General features: G+C 38.8%; 11 protein-coding genes and 1 tRNA gene. 9 read left to right on the forward strand and 3 right to left on the reverse strand.

The annotated features are described in order from the left end of the window. Window positions 1–8: 8 nt before the first annotated feature. Entirely contained in the window at window positions 9–3,290 is a 3,282-nt protein-coding gene (locus FJA49_RS14975) for a glycosyltransferase family 117 protein (RefSeq protein ID WP_140001735.1), read from the reverse strand. Between the two features lie 143 nt (window positions 3,291–3,433). Here FJA49_RS14975 and FJA49_RS14980 point away from each other — a divergent pair. Then, window positions 3,434–3,504 (forward strand) — tRNA-Gln (locus FJA49_RS14980). A gap of 50 nt (window positions 3,505–3,554) precedes the next feature. Here the strand turns inward: FJA49_RS14980 and FJA49_RS14985 are convergent. After that, window positions 3,555–4,379 carry a universal stress protein gene (locus tag FJA49_RS14985; RefSeq protein ID WP_140001736.1) on the reverse strand — a complete coding sequence of 275 codons (825 nt, stop codon included), beginning with the start codon at window positions 4,377–4,379 and terminating at the stop codon, window positions 3,555–3,557. Between the two features lie 183 nt (window positions 4,380–4,562). Between FJA49_RS14985 and rimP the strand changes: the two genes are divergently transcribed. From rimP to infB, 3 genes are read left to right on the forward strand one after another with little or no spacing between them, the layout of a single operon-like run. Next, the gene (gene rimP, locus FJA49_RS14990) at window positions 4,563–5,027 is read left to right on the forward strand and encodes a ribosome assembly cofactor RimP (protein ID WP_140001737.1); all 465 of its coding nucleotides are present in this window, start codon (window positions 4,563–4,565) and stop codon (window positions 5,025–5,027) included. A gap of 14 nt (window positions 5,028–5,041) precedes the next feature. Then, window positions 5,042–6,286 (forward strand): transcription termination factor NusA, encoded by a 1,245-nt coding sequence (gene nusA, locus FJA49_RS14995; protein WP_140001738.1) that lies wholly within the window; start codon window positions 5,042–5,044, stop codon window positions 6,284–6,286. Window positions 6,287–6,330: 44 nt separating this feature from the next. After that, on the forward strand, window positions 6,331–9,213 hold the full coding sequence (gene infB, locus FJA49_RS15000; protein ID WP_140001739.1) for a translation initiation factor IF-2: 2,883 nt from the start codon (window positions 6,331–6,333) through the stop codon (window positions 9,211–9,213). 58 nt (window positions 9,214–9,271) lie between these two features. Here the strand turns inward: infB and FJA49_RS15005 are convergent, their stop codons facing one another. Further along, window positions 9,272–9,661, reverse strand: coding sequence for an SPOR domain-containing protein (locus FJA49_RS15005; protein WP_140001740.1), 390 nt, complete (start codon window positions 9,659–9,661; stop codon window positions 9,272–9,274). 221 nt (window positions 9,662–9,882) lie between these two features. Here FJA49_RS15005 and FJA49_RS15010 point away from each other — a divergent pair, with 221 nt between their 5' ends. Genes FJA49_RS15010 through FJA49_RS15030 form a run of 5 tightly spaced genes read left to right on the forward strand, consistent with a single transcriptional unit; the run spans window position 9,883 to window position 16,822 of the window. Continuing rightward, window positions 9,883–11,208: a c-type cytochrome gene (locus FJA49_RS15010; protein WP_140001741.1), complete on the forward strand. Its 1,326-nt coding sequence runs from the start codon at window positions 9,883–9,885 to the stop codon at window positions 11,206–11,208. Window positions 11,209–11,239: 31 nt separating this feature from the next. Next, a complete protein-coding gene (locus FJA49_RS15015) occupies window positions 11,240–14,311 on the forward strand; it encodes a TAT-variant-translocated molybdopterin oxidoreductase (RefSeq protein WP_140001742.1) in 3,072 nt (1,023 codons plus the stop codon). A 36-nt stretch (window positions 14,312–14,347) separates the two neighbouring features. Next, window positions 14,348–15,751, forward strand: coding sequence for an NrfD/PsrC family molybdoenzyme membrane anchor subunit (nrfD, locus tag FJA49_RS15020; RefSeq protein ID WP_140001743.1), 1,404 nt, complete (start codon window positions 14,348–14,350; stop codon window positions 15,749–15,751). Continuing rightward, window positions 15,744–16,268 (forward strand): DUF3341 domain-containing protein, encoded by a 525-nt coding sequence (locus FJA49_RS15025; protein ID WP_140001744.1) that lies wholly within the window; start codon window positions 15,744–15,746, stop codon window positions 16,266–16,268. The genes nrfD and FJA49_RS15025 overlap by 8 nt, the downstream gene beginning before the upstream one ends. An 8-nt stretch (window positions 16,269–16,276) precedes the next feature. Next, the gene (locus tag FJA49_RS15030) at window positions 16,277–16,822 is read left to right on the forward strand and encodes a c-type cytochrome (RefSeq protein ID WP_140001745.1); all 546 of its coding nucleotides are present in this window, start codon (window positions 16,277–16,279) and stop codon (window positions 16,820–16,822) included. The last annotated feature ends 18 nt before the right edge of the window (window positions 16,823–16,840 follow it).

The following is a 16,840-nucleotide window of genomic DNA, read 5'->3' on the forward strand; positions in this document are numbered from 1 at the left end:
ATTTTGTTTTATTCGTTATCTCGTTCAAAACGTTTAAACATTGCGTTATAAGAATTGAAGTCTTTTTTGTTGGCTTCGTAGAATTCTTTGTCTCCACGATCTTTCATGACCTCAAGTAATCCTCTGTAACGTTCAATATCAGTAACAATGTCAACATAATAATCGTTTTGTTCTGTGGCTGAGAACGTTTTGAAATAAGTCAGGTTCTCCTGGTACTTTTTCATCAGTTTTTTCAGGATTTCCCTTGCTTTTTCTTTTTCGCCTACTTCATAATAGCCGCCTGCAAAAGGTTCCACAAAAGCATAATAACCGTATTGGTCGATTGGCATTTGTTTCATGGCCAAATCAATAATGTTTTTCGCTTTCTTAGGCTTGCCTTCATTGATAAGTTGTTCCATCAATCGGGCAAGATTTGTTCTGTAGCTGATACTGTTTTTACGTGTTTCCGGATCATGGTAGATTTTCGTGCTTCCGCCATTGCCCCAATCCCATTTCATCACAATATTATACATCTTGTCAGAATCAATCTGTCCCATATCCATTGGGCTAGGTGCTTTTGAAAGTGATGTTTTTACAGGAACAAGTTTGTAAACCATTCCGTCCAACTGTAAATAATCTTTCATCCAAAGATAATCATCATCTCCAAAGCTTCCTCCGGTGAAGTAAATAGGGCGTTTCCAGTTGTTGTTGGCTACGACATTTAACATCATCAATCGGTTTTTGTAAAGTGCTCTGTCTTTGATATCAATATCGATATAAGGGACAATTGAATCGTTGTATTTAGGAGAAACTACCTTGTTGGCAATAACTTCTTCTTTGTTGACTGGAATCCTGATCTTGTTAGTCGGGAAATAGTGGATTTTTTGTCCGTTAGGAAGCTCATACAGCGCTCTCGGGTCGTTCAATGAAAGGAAGTTCATGAAATCATTGATATTCCATCTCTTTTCAGTTTGAGGCCTGTGGATTGAATAATCCAGCTTATCTCCAACATATTGTTCGTGCTTGAAGCTTATTGGCAACGGTTCTGAACTGTATGCTTTGGCTTTCATCTGGTCGATATACCAATCCGTCATAAACAAGCTAGTGTTTACGATACGAATGTCGGTTCTAATGTTTTCGATTTCTTGTGCATACCAAAGCGGGAACGTGTCATTGTCGCCAATGGTAAACAATATGGCGTTCGGCTCACAGGAATTCAGATAGGCTTTTGCCATAGCAATTGCTGTGTATTTACCAGAACGGTCGTGGTCATCCCAGTTTTGAGAAGCCATTAACACCGGTGCGGCCAATAATGTTGTTGCAATAACAACAGGTCCTGCAATTTTAGGATTCAGCCATTTTTTGATAAAATCAAATATCGCATAAACTCCAAATCCAATCCAGATAGCAAATACATAGAAAGATCCTACCAGAGCATAATCTCTTTCACGAGGCTCGAACGGCCTTTCGTTCAGGTAGATTTTTAATGCCAATCCGGTAAACAGGAATAAAACAAGCAATACATAAAAGCTTTTCAGGTCTTTATTGGCATGATAGATCAATCCGATGATTCCTAGTAGGAATGGCAGGAAATAGTACAAATTGCGTCCTTTGTTGTTCAAAACATCAGCAGGAAGATTTTGCTGTGATCCCAGGCGTGCTTCATCAATAAAAGTGATTCCGCTCATCCAGTTACCGTCAAGATTGTCATATTTTCCTTGATTGTCGTTTTGTCTTCCGGTAAAGTTCCACATCAAATACCTCCAGTACATATATCCGAATTGGTATTCGAACATGAACTTGAAGTTGTCTGCCGTTGTTGGCTTATCAATGATTAAATAATCACCGTATGATTTTAGGAACTTATTATATCCTTCCGTATCAATCTGTCCCGAAGCATAAGCTTTGCGGAACTCATCAACATTTTTCTCCATTTCAGCACGCAATTGCGATGTGTAATGTGCCAATTCTTCTTCAGATAAATCGTTTGGATTGATGCCATATCTAGGAAGTTCTTCCTCGTAAGCGTAATTAGGATTCATTCTGAAGGTTAATACATGGGTAAATGTCATGTAGTTTTCAGCATGTTCCGGACTCCACATTCTTGGCAGGAATGCCTTGTGGTTGTCGTCTGTATTTTGTTCGGCGTTTTTGTAATTGTTTACGATTACATATTTTCCAGTTTTGTAGTCTCTTTCGTAGTTAGGAGCCTTGTCAAGATAAGGGTTGTCCTTGTCTAGCCCTGCATAAGTATCTGAAAATTGAGGTCCGTAGAATAACGGATTTACACCATATTGCTCTCTGTTGTAGTAAGCAAGAACTTCTCTCGCATCAGATGGCTTGTTTTCGTTGATAACTGTATTCGCATTGGCACGAATTGGCAGCATCATCCAGGTAGAGAATCCAATCAGGATGAAAAGGATGCACAAAATCATGGTGTTATACTGTACGTAGCCTTTTTGCTTGGTATATTTTAATCCAAAATAGAACAAAACAATAAACAATAATGCGACAAAAATAGTTCCTGAATCAAAAGGCATTCCTAGGCTGTTGACCATAAAAACTTCGGTTTTTCCAAAGAATCCCATTGTTAACGGCAGAAGCAGCTTGAATATGAAAAGTAAGATAGAAACTACTACGATGTTTGCAATGATAAAGTTCTTGACCGTAACAGTTTTGTAGTGTTTGAAGTAGTATAAGAATCCAATTGAAGGAATTGTAAGCAATGCCATGAAGTGAACTCCAAAAGAAAGTCCAATAATCAATGAGATAAGCAGTAACCAGCGGTTTCCACGAGGAGTATCCATATCCTGCTCCCATCTCAATCCTAACCAGAACAATACAGCTATAAGCAAACTGGCCATAGCATAAACTTCTGCTTCAACAGCATTAAACCAGAAACTGTCTGAGAAAGTATAAGCCAAAGAACCTACAAATGCACTTCCTAAAATTGCGATTCCAGTATTTTTATCGATTCCAGAAGACTTAGAAGCCAACTTTTTCAATAATAAGGTCAGTGACCAGAACATAAAAAGAATGGTAAATGCGCTAGAAAAAACAGACATCATGTTCACCATTAAAGCCACTTGTGAGGCATTTGACGCAAACATAGCGAAGAATGCGCCCATCATCTGGTATAGTGGAGCTCCCGGTGGGTGACCTACTTCGAGCTTGGCGGCTGTTGAGATGTATTCGCCGCAATCCCAGAAACTTAATGTGGGTTCAACAGTCAGGGAGTAAGTTACCAATGCGATAGCAAAAGCAGTCCATCCCAAAATTGTATTCCATTTTTTAAAGTTGAAAGATACCATACAGAACTAATAAAATTTATACTTGCAAAGAAAATGCTTTTTTATGTAACGAAAAGCTAAAAAAAAAATATTCAATAAAAATTGAATAAAAATTTGCGCAATATGTTTTTTGTGCTAAATTTGCACCCGCAATCAAGCACTGCTGGCCTATGGTGTAATGGTAACACAGCTGATTTTGGTTCAGTCGTTCTAGGTTCGAGTCCTAGTAGGCCAACAAAAAACCTCTCAGATTTGAGAGGTTTTTTTATTTATAATCGGTTTGGATTAAATCTTGAAAGTAACGACTGGTCTCTGAGCATGATTGACCAAATCTTCACTAATGCTTCCGTTAAAGAAATGGGAAAGTCCTTTTCTTCCGTGTGTGCTCATTCCAATTAAATCGGCATTGATGCTTTTTGCGAAATTCAGCACTCCTTTTTCTACGTTAGTATCGTTGTAGATGTGGAATGTGTAGTCGCTGATATCGAAATTGGCAACGAAATCCTGCATGATTTTGTTAGAAAGGTCCGTTGACTTGAAGCTGTTTGGGGTGTTGATCATTACCAGATTCAGGTGGGCGTTGAATTTTTTTGCAAAATCAACCACTTTTGCAAACGAGCTTTTTATCTCATCGCTAAAGTCAGATGCAAAAACAAATTTTTCTACGCTGAATTCTCCTTCTTCTTTTTTGATGACCAAAACTGGAATATCTGAAGAACGAACAACCTTTTCAGTGTTTGACCCGATAAACATTTCCTGGAAACCACTAGCTCCATGTGAACCCATAACGATAAGGTCTACATTGTTTTTTTTGCTGATGTTGATGATTCCTTCGAATGTTTTTTCGAACTGTATAATTTCTGAAACCTGTATTCCTTCAAGATAGCTGATGTCCATCAGGCTCTCCAGTTTTTCGATAGCCTTGTTTTTGAAAAACATGATTTCAGGAATGTCGCTTCCGGAGCCAATAGCGTCACTTCCTTGTCCCGGAAGTTCAAGCATGTGAAGAAGCACAATCTCTCCATGATTTTTTTTAGCAATCTGGGCGGCAACTTTTAGGGCGTATTCTGCATGGTCAGAAAAATCGGTTGGAACTAAAATTTTTTTCATAATTTAAGTATAAGTATGTGATTATACAGTTTGTTTTTTCTTACATAAAGGTAAGAATTTAATTTAATATGGCACAATATACTACAATGATTTTCAATATAGAAAAAAAACACTATATTTGCAGCGTTATTTATTAAAACTTAAATAATGAGGGGACAAATAGTCCCCTCTTTTTATAAAAATATGACATTTAAGGAAAAAGTTAGCGAGTTATTAAAAGCAGGTCTGGAAGAAAAACCGTCCATTTTTCTTATTGATCTTACAATTACGGATGCTTTCAAAATTATTGTTACTTTAGATGGTGATAATGGTGTAACTTTGCAGGACTGTATTGATATCAGCCGTGCTATAGAACACAATCTCGACCGTGAAGAACAGGATTTTTCTTTGGAAGTAGCTTCAGGAGGCGTTTCGGCTCCGCTAAAACTGGTAAGACAGTATAAGAAAAATTTGGGTAGGACGCTACAGGTAAAAACTGCAACCGACATTATAACTGCAGAACTTGTTGATGCTAATGAAGAATTTATCACATTGGCCTGGGCTGCAAGAGAACCGAAAAAAATAGGTAAGGGAAAGGAAACTGTCGAGAAGAGACAAGAAATTCCGTATACCGACATAAAAGAAGCAATTGTTACAATAACATTTTAATTTAAAGAATAGGCATGGAGAATATTGCATTAATCGAGTCATTTTCAGAGTTTAAAGACGACAAGCTGATTGATCGTGTAACGCTTATGGCGATTTTGGAAGATGTGTTTAGAAATGCACTGAAGAAGAAGTACGGTTCTGACGACAACTTCGATATCATTATCAATCCTGATAAAGGTGATATGGAAATTTGGAGAAGAAGAGTTATTGTAGCGGATGAGGATCTGGATTTCGAAAATGAAGAAATTACATTGACCGAAGCAAGAAAAATCGAGCCGGATTTCGAAATTGGAGAGGAAGTTTCTGAAGAGGTTAAATTAATCGACTTAGGAAGAAGAGCGATCCTTGCTTTGCGCCAAAACCTGATTTCAAAAATACATGAACACGATAATACGAATCTTTATAAGCAATTTAAAGATTTAATTGGCGATATTTATACTGCAGAAGTGCACCACGTACGTCCAAGAGCTGTAATTTTGGTGGATGATGAAGGAAACGAAATCGTGCTTCCGAAAGAAAAACAGATTCCATCTGACTTTTTCAGAAAAGGAGATAACGTTCGAGGAATTATCGAAAACGTGGAATTGAAAGGAAATAAGCCTCAGATTATCATGTCTAGAACATCTGAGAAGTTCTTAGAGAAATTGTTTGAACAGGAGATACCTGAAGTATTTGACGGATTGATCACAATTAAAGGTGTGGTTAGAATTCCAGGTGAAAAAGCAAAAGTAGCTGTAGATTCATACGATGACAGAATTGATCCGGTTGGTGCTTGTGTGGGTATGAAAGGTTCAAGAATTCACGGTATCGTTCGTGAATTAGGAAACGAAAATATTGATGTTATTAATTATACAACTAATACGCAATTGTTTATTACAAGAGCATTGAGTCCTGCTAAAGTTTCTTCTATCAAAATAAACGAAGAAACAAAAAGAGCTGATGTTTTCTTGAAATTGGAAGAAGTATCGAAAGCAATCGGTAGAGGCGGACACAATATCAAATTGGCGGGTCTTTTGACAGGATATGAATTGGATGTTATCCGAGAAGGCAATGTAGCTGAAGAAGAAGATGATGTTGAATTGACAGAGTTCTCTGATGAGATCGATGCTTGGGTAATCGAGGAATTTGCGAAAATTGGCCTTGACACTGCAAGAAGTATCTTGAAACAAGATGTTAATGATTTAGTTAGAAGAACAGATCTTGAAGAAGAAACGATCCTTGATGTAATCAGGATTTTAAAAGAAGAGTTCGAAGACTAAACTCAGCAACAACACAACAAAAAAGGTAATAATAAAAAGGTTTTATGTCTGAAGAAAGAGTAATAAGAATAAACAAGGTTTTAAGGGAATTGAATATTTCGCTGGATAGAGCCGTTGACTATCTTAAGGATAGGGGTATTGCTATTGATGCAAACCCAAACGCAAAAATATCTGACAAGGAATATGATATTCTGCAAAGTCAATTTGCTGGCGATAAGGGGAGAAAAGAGGCTTCAAAAGAAGTTGGGGAAGAGAAAAGAAAAGAAAAAGAGGCATTGCGTGTTGAAAGAGAGCGTGAAATAGAGGAGAAACGCAAACAAGAAGAAGAACGCCAACGTCAAGAAGTTATCAAAGCTAAGGCTGTATTGAGCGGTCCTAAGCAAGTGGGGAAAATCGATTTGGAACAAAAAGCTCCTGCGACTGAACCAGCACCAAAAGCCACTGAGCCAACTCTTGCTCCAGAAAAACCTGCTGAACCTGTAAAAGAAACTGTTGAAAAACAAGAGGTTGCTGCTCCGGTTGAAACACCAAAGCCGCCTGTAGAAGTTGCTAAGGAAGAAGCGAAGCCTGAAGTTGTGAAGGCAGTAGAGAAAGTAGAGAAAAAAGAAACGGTTGTGCCAAAAGCGGAAACTAAGGATGCTAATGAGCAGCCAGTTGTTGAAGAGGCAATAGCGACTCAGTATCAGAAATTGACAGGAACTACTTTTACGGGCCAGACAATTGACTTGTCTCAATTTAACAAGCCTAAAAAGAAGAAAGAAGATCCGAAGCCGGCTCCAAACAGACCGGGAACTCCTGGTGCTGCTGGTGCTAATGCAAACAACAACAATAATAAGAATAAAAGGAAAAGAATTCCTGGAAAACCTGGAACTCCGCAAGGAGGTGGGCAGCAAGGTCAACAGACTGGAAATGGTCCTCGTCCGGGTGGTGGCAATAACGTGGGCGGAAATAACGCAAACAGAAATGCCAGACCAGGGTTTAATAAAGGTAACAGACCTGCTGTTGTCGCAAAAGTTGAGCCGACAGAAGAAGAGGTTAAAAACCAAATCAGAGAGACCTTAGAAAAACTCCAAGGAAAAGGGAATAAGTCTAAGGCGGCTAAATACAGAAGAGACAAAAGAGATACGCACCGTCAGAAATCTGATGACGAGCAAAGAGCATTAGAAGAAGGAAGCAAAACAATCAAGGTGACAGAATTCGTTACTGTAGGTGAAGTTGCAACTATGATGGATGTGCCAATTACTAAAGTTATTGGTACGTGTATGGCTCTTGGAATCATGGTAACCATGAACCAGCGTTTGGATGCTGAGACTTTATCAATCGTAGCAGATGAATTTGGCTATGACGTTGAATTTATTACAACTGATATTGAAGAAGCGCAGGAAATTGTTGAAGATAGAGAAGAAGACTTGGTGACAAGAGCTCCGATAGTTACAGTAATGGGTCACGTTGACCACGGTAAAACTTCCCTGTTGGATTACATTCGTAAAGAAAACGTAATTGCTGGTGAATCTGGAGGAATCACGCAACACATTGGTGCTTATGCGGTGACTCTTGATAACGGACAGAAAATTACATTCCTTGATACTCCTGGTCACGAAGCGTTTACAGCGATGCGTGCGAGAGGTGCTCAAGTAACCGATATTGCAATTATCGTAGCAGCAGCTGACGATGATATCATGCCGCAAACCAAAGAAGCAATCAGTCATGCTCAGGCAGCTGGTGTTCCAATGATTTTCGCAATTAACAAGATTGATAAGCCAGCAGCTAACCCTGAAAAAATCAAGGAGCAATTGGCGGGAATGAACTTATTGGTTGAAGATTGGGGTGGAAAATACCAGTCACATGATATCTCAGCTAAAGTTGGTACCGGAGTTAAAGATCTTTTGGAAAAAGTGTTACTTGAAGCAGAAATCCTTGACTTAAAAGCCAACCCTTCTAAACCAGCAGTAGGTACTGTTGTAGAAGCGCAGCTGGATAAAGGTAGAGGTTATGTGACTACAATCTTGGTTCAGGCCGGAACATTAAAAGTAGGTGACTACGTATTGGCTGGTAAAAACCACGGTAAGGTTAAGGCAATGTATGATGAAAGAGGAAATGCGGTTAAAGAAGCAGGTCCTTCAACGCCAATCTCGATTCTTGGTTTGGATGGCGCGCCAACAGCTGGTGACAAGTTCAACGTTTTTGAAGATGAAAGAGAAGCGAAGCAAATTGCAGCTAAGAGAACACAATTGATCCGTGAGCAATCTGCCAGAACTAAGAAACATACAACTCTTGCAGAACTTGGAAGAAGAATTGCATTAGGTCAGTTTAAAGAATTGAATATTATCATCAAGGGAGACGTTGACGGTTCTGTTGAAGCATTGGCGGATTCATTCTCTAAACTATCTACTGAAGAAATCGAAATCAAGATCATTCATAAAGGTGTTGGTGCGATTACAGAAACTGATGTTAACTTGGCTTCTGCGTCTGATGCGATTATTATCGGATTTAACGTTAGACCTTCAGGTAATGCGAAGCAATTGGCAGAGAAAGAAGAAATCGATATCCGTAACTACTCAATCATCTATGATGCAATTGACGACCTGAAAGATGCGATGGAAGGAATGCTTTCTCCTGAAATGAAAGAAGAAATTACCGGTACTGCAGAAATTCGTGAAACATTCAAAATTTCTAAAGTGGGTACGATTGCAGGATGTATGGTTACTGACGGAAAAATCTTCAGAAGTTCTAGAATCCGCTTAATCCGTGACGGAGTAGTTATCTACACTGGCGAATTGACAGCCTTGAAACGTTTCAAAGATGATGTTAAAGAAGTGTCGAAAGGATATGATTGCGGTATCCAAATCAAAGGTTATAATGACATCGAACAGATGGATATTATCGAAGCCTTCCAGGAAGTTGCAGTTAAGAAGAAACTGAAATAATTCAAATAAAAAAACCCGATGTGAAAGCATCGGGTTTTTTGTTGTTTATCGTTTTAATCTATTTGCTAGGCTTTATAAGTAGCGCATTTGGATACTTTTTCTTTAGGTCGCCCAAGTTGCGTTCCGCTTCAATTTTGGTCTTAAAATTGCCAATCCATACTTTGTAGGTTGGTGTATTGAATACGATCGTACCATCTAGGGTTTTGAACTCCTTTTTGAAATCCTGAAGCATTTTTTTAGCGTTCTCGCTGTCGCCATTAAAAATCTGGATTTTATACCTCTCATTTACTGTTAAAGAAGAGTTGATTTTGCGCTTTTCATTGAGCAATTGCTCAAATTTTGGGTCCTGTGTGACCTTAATATTTTTTTCTTGTGAATGGGCAGGAATTGTTAAAAATGCTATGAAAGAAGCATTTATGAACAGGGATTTCGGACTTAAAATTCTCATAATGAAGTTAATTTTGTACAAATGTAATATTTCTGTTTTTAACCAAATCTAAAAAAATTATTTAGAATTAGTATAAATTGGTATTTAAGACTTATTTAAGGTTTTGAGAATAGTTCATAAGTCGTATTTTTGTGCAAGTTTTAAAGAACGTATTGATTTTTCTCGTTATTTTCTTAGAAGAAAAAACCATACCAAAAATTAGTCGATAATCATTTTTAAATATGAAAAAGGTGGGTAACCATAATTCGATTTCAAGAATATTACTGTTCAGTTTAGCGCTAATGCTAACATTTTCCGTTTCATCTTTTGCTCAAGATCCAGCTGCTCCAGCTGCCGCGGCCGCAGCTCCTGCTGCAGGTGCTGGCGATGCTGCTGCTGGTAAAGCGCTTTTTAATGCCAACTGTGCTGCGTGTCACAAATTAGACGCAAAGATGACAGGTCCGGCTTTGAGAGGCGTGACTGAAAGACATGATAAAAAATGGCTTCATGCTTGGATTAAAGATAGCCAGGCAATGATTAAAGCTGGTGATGCTGCTGCAGTAAAAGTTTTTAACGAAAACAACAAGTCAGTAATGACTGCATTCCCTCAGTTGTCTGATGCTGATATTGATAATATCTTGGCATATACTTCTGAGCCAAAAGCTGAGCCAAAAGTAGCTGTTGGAACTGCTTCAGATGGTGGTGGAATGGAACAAGGGGGTGTTGGTGTTTCTAACAATGTAATCCTTGGTGTGTTAGCTCTTGTTATGGCGATGCTTGTAGTGATGTTGTTCTTGGTGAACAATGTTCTTGGCAAGATTGCTAAAGCAAACGGAGTTGAACCAATTAAGAAAGAGCCTACTATTCCAATCTGGATTGCTTTTGCTAGAAACCAATTCTTGGTTTTGGTTACTGTAATCTTCCTGATGCTTGCCAGCGGATATTTTATCTATGGTTATCTGATGCAGGTTGGTGTTGATCAAGGTTATCAGCCAATCCAGCCAATCCACTATTCTCACAAAATTCACGCTGGTGATAACGGTATTGACTGTAAATATTGCCACTCTTCTGCAAGAGTTAGTAAAACTGCGGGTATTCCTTCTTTGAATGTTTGTATGAACTGTCACAAGAATATCTCAGAAGTTGCTGAAACTACTGCAACTCCAGAGCACAGCAAAGCGTTCTATGATGGAGAAATCCAAAAGCTTTATGATGCTGTAGGTTGGGATAAGACAACTCAAAAATATACTGGAAAAACACAGCCTGTAAAATGGATTAGAATTCATAACCTTCCTGATTTTGTTTATTTCAACCACTCTCAGCACGTTTCAGTTGCTGGTGTTGAATGTCAGACTTGTCACGGTCCTGTTGAAACATTTGAACTTATGGAGCAGCATGCGCCTCTTACAATGGGATGGTGTGTGGATTGCCACCGCAAGACAGATGTTAAGATGGAAGGTAATGCATACTATGAAAAAATCCATGCTGAGCTTGCTAAGAAGTATGGTAAAGACAAACTTACTGCCGCTGAAATGGGCGGTCTAGAATGCGGTAAGTGTCACTATTAATCAATTATTAAGAAGCTAATATATATATACGATGTCATCAAACAAAAAATACTGGAAAAGTGTTGAAGAACTAAACGATAATAGTTCTATTGTTGAGACGCTCAGAAATAACGAGTTCGCGGAGCCAATTCCGGTGGAGGAGTTTTTAGGAGACAAAGAATCATTATCAGCAACATCAACATCACGTCGTGATTTCTTAAAATATGTAGGATTTAGTACAGCGGCTGCATCGTTAGCAGCTTGTGAAGGTCCGGTAATTAAATCGATTCCTTACGTAGTACAGCCGGAAGAAATTATCCCAGGTGTTGCAGATTATTATGCAACGACTATGGCTGACGGTTTTGATTTTGCTAATGTCTTGATCAAAACACGTGAAGGTCGTCCGATTAAAGTTGAAAACAATATAGTTGACGGAGTAAAGCTTAGTGCTAACGCAAGAGTTCATGCTTCCGTTCTTTCTTTATACGATAGTACTCGTCTAAAACAACCTAAAATTGCAAACAAGGATGCTTCTTGGTCTGATGTTGATGCAAAAGTTAAGGCGAGCTTAAACGATGCAAAAGCAAATGGAGGTCAGGTAGTGTTGCTTACCGGAACAATGGCAAGTCCATCTACTGATAAGTTAATTGCTGAATTCATTGCAAAAAATCCTTCTGCAAAACATATAGTTTATGATGCGGTTTCTGAATCAAATGCTTTGGATGCTTTCCAAATGGCATATGGAGAAAGAGCTTTGGCAGATTACGATTTTTCTAAATCAGAAGTAATCGTTTCTGTAGGAGCAGATTTCTTAGGAGACTGGCAAGGTGGAGGATTTGACTCAGGATATGCAAAAGGGCGTGTTCCGAAAAACGGAAAAATGTCTAAGCACATCCAATTGGAGTCAAATATGTCTTTATCAGGTGCAAATGCTGATAAGCGTATCCCATTGACAACTACTGACCAAAAACATGCTTTGGTTAAAATATATAATATCATTACGGGTGCTTCTGTTGGAACTCAAAAAATTGCAAGAGAAGAAGACGTGATGAAAGCAGCACAGCAGCTTAAATCTGCAGGATCAAAAGGAGTTTTGGTTTCTGGTTTGGATGATTTAAATGCACAATTGCTAGTGTTTGCAATCAACAATGCATTGAAATCTGAAGCATTCAATCCTTCTGGTGCTAGATTGACTAGAAAAGGTGATGCTAAAGCAGTTGCTCAATTAGTAGCTGATATGAAAGCAGGAAGTGTTCATACTTTGATTATGAATGGTGTGAACCCAGTTTACACACTTGCAGCTTCAAAAGATTTTGCTGAAGGCTTGAAAAAAGTAAAATTATCTGTAGCTTTCTCTTTGAAAAAAGATGAAACAGCTATTCTTTCTTCAATTGCTGCTCCAGCACCTCACTACTTAGAATCTTGGGGAGATGTTACAATTTCTAAAGGAAATTACAGCATCATGCAGCCAACGATTCGTCCTTTATTCGATTCAAGACAATTCCAAGAAGCTTTATTGCTTTGGTCTGATAATTCTACATCTTATTACGATTACCTAAAAGCTGTTGGTTCTTCAATCGCTTCAGGAACAACTTGGAACAAATTAGTTCATGATGGTGTGTATGCTACGCCTGTAACTGCTGTTTCTGGTGGTAATGCAGATTTCGCTAAGGCGGCTTCTGATTTGGCTCAGGCTAAAAAGCAAGGTGAATTCGAATTATTGCTTTATACTAAAACCGGAATGGGAGATGGCCAGCAGGCTAACAACCCATGGTTGCAAGAATTCCCGGATCCGATTACACGTGTTTCATGGGATAACTATGTAACAGTTTCCAGAGCTGATGCTGAAAAATTAGGCTTAGAAAACTACAACGTAGCAAACGGTGGTTTGAACGGAAGTTATGTTTCTATTGAAGTTGGCGGAGCAAAATTGGACAAAGTTCCGGTAATCATCCAGCCAGGTCAGGCAGTGGGAACAATCGCTGTAGCTTTAGGTTATGGTCGTAAAGAATCATTAAAAGAAGAAATGCAGGTAGGTGTTAATGCCTACACATTATATGCAAACTCTAATGCAAACCAGGGTGCGAAAATCACTAAAGTTAGTGGTGATCACGAATTCGCTTGCGTTCAGTTGCAAAGAACATTGATGGGTAGAGGAGATATCCTTAAGGAAACAACTCTTAGCACATTCAACGATCCTAAAGTTGATGCTAGTGTTTGGAATCCTGCTCCAATGGTTTCGTTAGACCACAACCCTGTTAAGGCAAACACTGTTGACTTATGGGAGTCGTTTGACAGATCAGTTGGACACCACTTTAAATTATCTATTGACTTGAATTCATGTACAGGTTGTGGTGCTTGCGTCATTGCTTGTCATGCTGAAAATAACGTTCCTGTTGTTGGAAAAGCTGAAGTTAGAAGAAGCCGTGATATGCACTGGTTGCGTATTGACAGATACTATTCTTCTGAAGAGACTTTCGCAAAAGACAACGAGAAAAAAGAAGGATTCGAAGGATTGTTCGGAGATAAAGGATCTCTTGGAGGATTTGGAGAAATGGAACACCCTTCAGATAACCCTCAGGTAGCATTCCAGCCGGTAATGTGTCAGCACTGTAACCACGCTCCTTGTGAAACTGTTTGTCCAGTTGCGGCAACTTCACACGGACGTCAGGGACAAAACCACATGGCTTACAACAGATGTGTTGGAACTCGTTACTGTGCTAACAACTGTCCGTACAAAGTACGTCGTTTCAACTGGTTCTTGTACAACAAAAACTCTGAGTTTGATTACCACATGAATGACGATTTAGGTCGTATGGTATTGAATCCTGATGTAGTTGTTCGTTCAAGAGGGGTTATGGAAAAATGTTCATTCTGTATCCAGTCAACTCAAGCTGTCATCTTGAAAGCGAAGAGAGAAGGAAGACCGGTGAAAGAAGGAGAATTCAATGATGCTTGTGCTTGTTCTGCAGCATGTACTTCTGGATCTATGGTGTTTGGAGATGTAAATGAGAAAGAAAGTCCTGTTGCTAAATTAGAGCAAGACCCAAGAATGTATCATTTGCTAGAGCATGTTGGAACAAAACCTAATGTATTCTATCAAGTAAAAGTTAGAAATACCTAGTCATAAATAATTAATTAAGAAACAAGATAAAGGATTATGTCGTCTCATTACGAAGCACCCATTAGAAAACCTTTAGTTATAGGTGATAAATCTTATCACGATGTAACAGTAGATGTAGCTGCACCTGTTGAAGGTAGAGCTAACAAACAATGGTGGATTGTATTTTCAATCGCCTTAGTTGCATTCCTTTGGGGAATGGGCTGTATTATATACACTATCTCTACTGGTATTGGTTCATGGGGATTAAATAAAACAATTGGATGGGCTTGGGATATCACTAACTTCGTTTGGTGGGTTGGTATCGGTCACGCAGGAACGTTGATTTCCGCAGTACTTTTATTATTCCGTCAAAAATGGAGAATGGCGATTAACCGTTCTGCAGAAGCAATGACCATCTTCTCGGTTGTACAAGCGGGTCTTTTCCCAATCATTCACATGGGTCGTCCATGGTTAGGGTACTGGGTATTGCCAATCCCAAACCAGTTCGGGTCACTATGGGTTAACTTTAACTCTCCGTTACTTTGGGACGTATTCGCGATTTCTACGTATCTTTCTGTATCATTGGTTTTCTGGTGGACAGGTTTACTTCCGGATTTCGCAATGCTTAGAGACAGAGCAATCACTCCTTTTACAAAAAGAATTTATTCAATCTTGAGCTTCGGTTGGAGCGGTAGAGCAAAAGACTGGCAACGTTTCGAAGAAGTATCTTTGGTTCTTGCAGGTTTGGCAACGCCACTTGTACTTTCTGTACACACGATCGTATCTTTTGACTTCGCAACATCCGTAATTCCAGGATGGCACACTACAATCTTCCCTCCATACTTCGTTGCTGGAGCGGTATTCTCAGGATTCGCAATGGTAAACACCCTGCTTATCATCATGAGAAAAGTTTCTAACCTTGAAGCTTATATCACACTACAACATATCGAATTGATGAACATCGTAATCATGATTACAGGTTCTATCGTTGGTGTAGCTTATATCACTGAGTTGTTCGTTGCATGGTATTCAGGTGTTGAATACGAACAATATGCATTCTTGAACAGAGCAACAGGTCCTTACGCTTGGGCTTACTGGGCGATGATGACATGTAACGTATTCTCTCCTCAGTTCATGTGGTTCAAAAAATTAAGAACAAGTATCATGTTCTCTTTCGTTATCTCGATTGTGGTAAACATCGGTATGTGGTTTGAACGTTTCGTAATTATCGTAACTTCATTACACAGAGATTACCTTCCATCTTCTTGGACAATGTTCTCACCAACATTCGTTGATATTGGAATATTTGTCGGAACAATCGGTTTCTTCTTTGTATTATTCTTGTTATATGCTAGATCTTTCCCTGTGATTGCTCAAGCGGAGGTTAAGACAATCTTGAAATCTTCTGGAGAAAACTATAAAAAACAAAGAGAAGAAAATAAACATTCACACCATGAGTAATAAAGTTATATACGCTATTTATAATGATGATGACGTGCTTATGGATGCCGTTAAGAAAACACGTGCAGCTCATCACCATATTGAAGAAGTTTTCACGCCTTTTCCAGTTCACGGATTGGACAAAGCAATGGGAATATCTCCAACTCGATTAGCAATCTGCGCTTTCTTATACGGATTAGTAGGTCTTTCTGTAGCAACAACAATGATGAACTACATCATGATTTCTGACTGGCCTCAGGATATCGGTGGAAAGCCAAGTTTTAGCTATATCGAAAACATGCCGGCTTTCGTTCCGGTTATGTTCGAGATGACCGTTTTCTTTGCTGCCCACTTAATGGTAATCACATTCTACATGAGAAGTAGATTGTGGCCATTCAAAAAAGCAGAAAACCCAGATGTGAGAACTACAGACGATCACTTTTTGATGGAAGTTGCAGTTCATGGAGACGAGAATGAATTAGTTACATTCTTTCAAAATACTGGAGCAGTAGAAGTTAAAGTAATAGAAAAGCATTAAGAGTAGATATGAAAAGTTTATATAAAATAACACTTTTAGTAGGAATCGCGATAACAGCAGTTTCTTGTCACAACAAGAAAAAGCCAAATTATCAATACTTTCCTAACATGTATGAATCAGTAGGCTACGAAACCTATTCTGAGTCTGGTGCTTTTAAAGATGGAAAAGAAGGGCAATTGCCTGCAAAAGGATCAATTCCAAGAGGTTTTGAACCTTATGAATATGAAAATTCAACAGCTGGTTACGAATTGGCTAAAGCCAATCTAAAATCTCCATTGGATTCAATCGCTAGAAATTCTGATAAAGGAGCTAAGCTATTTGCAATCTACTGTGCAATTTGCCACGGAGAAAAAGGAGATGGAAAAGGAAACCTTGTAAAAAGAGAGAAATTCTTAGGGGTTCCTAGCTATGCTGATAGAGTTATTACAGAGGGAAGTGTTTTCCACGTTGAGACTTATGGATTGAATGCAATGGGTTCTCATGCGAATCAATTAACTGCTCAAGAGCGTTGGATGGTTGCAGCTTATGTGATGAAACTAAAAAGTGAATTATAATTGTAGAACAAACTGATC

The sequence above is a fragment of the Flavobacterium microcysteis genome, assembly GCF_006385255.1.
In the GTDB taxonomy this organism is placed as follows: domain Bacteria; phylum Bacteroidota; class Bacteroidia; order Flavobacteriales; family Flavobacteriaceae; genus Flavobacterium; species Flavobacterium microcysteis.

Excerpts from the sequence above, each read along its gene's own strand:
- FJA49_RS15030 (WP_140001745.1), top strand. The coding sequence starts at position 16,277 with ATGAAAAGTTTATATAAAATAACACTTTTAGTAGGAATCGCGATAACA.
- FJA49_RS15025 (WP_140001744.1), top strand. The coding sequence starts at position 15,744 with ATGAGTAATAAAGTTATATACGCTATTTATAATGATGATGACGTGCTT.
- FJA49_RS15005 (WP_140001740.1), bottom strand. The coding sequence starts at position 9,661 with ATGAGAATTTTAAGTCCGAAATCCCTGTTCATAAATGCTTCTTTCATA.
- nrfD (WP_140001743.1), top strand. The coding sequence starts at position 14,348 with ATGTCGTCTCATTACGAAGCACCCATTAGAAAACCTTTAGTTATAGGT.
- nusA (WP_140001738.1), top strand. The coding sequence starts at position 5,042 with ATGGAGAATATTGCATTAATCGAGTCATTTTCAGAGTTTAAAGACGAC.
- FJA49_RS15015 (WP_140001742.1), top strand. The coding sequence starts at position 11,240 with ATGTCATCAAACAAAAAATACTGGAAAAGTGTTGAAGAACTAAACGAT.
- rimP (WP_140001737.1), top strand. The coding sequence starts at position 4,563 with ATGACATTTAAGGAAAAAGTTAGCGAGTTATTAAAAGCAGGTCTGGAA.
- FJA49_RS14975 (WP_140001735.1), bottom strand. The coding sequence starts at position 3,290 with ATGGTATCTTTCAACTTTAAAAAATGGAATACAATTTTGGGATGGACT.
- FJA49_RS14985 (WP_140001736.1), bottom strand. The coding sequence starts at position 4,379 with ATGAAAAAAATTTTAGTTCCAACCGATTTTTCTGACCATGCAGAATAC.
- FJA49_RS15010 (WP_140001741.1), top strand. The coding sequence starts at position 9,883 with ATGAAAAAGGTGGGTAACCATAATTCGATTTCAAGAATATTACTGTTC.
- infB (WP_140001739.1), top strand. The coding sequence starts at position 6,331 with ATGTCTGAAGAAAGAGTAATAAGAATAAACAAGGTTTTAAGGGAATTG.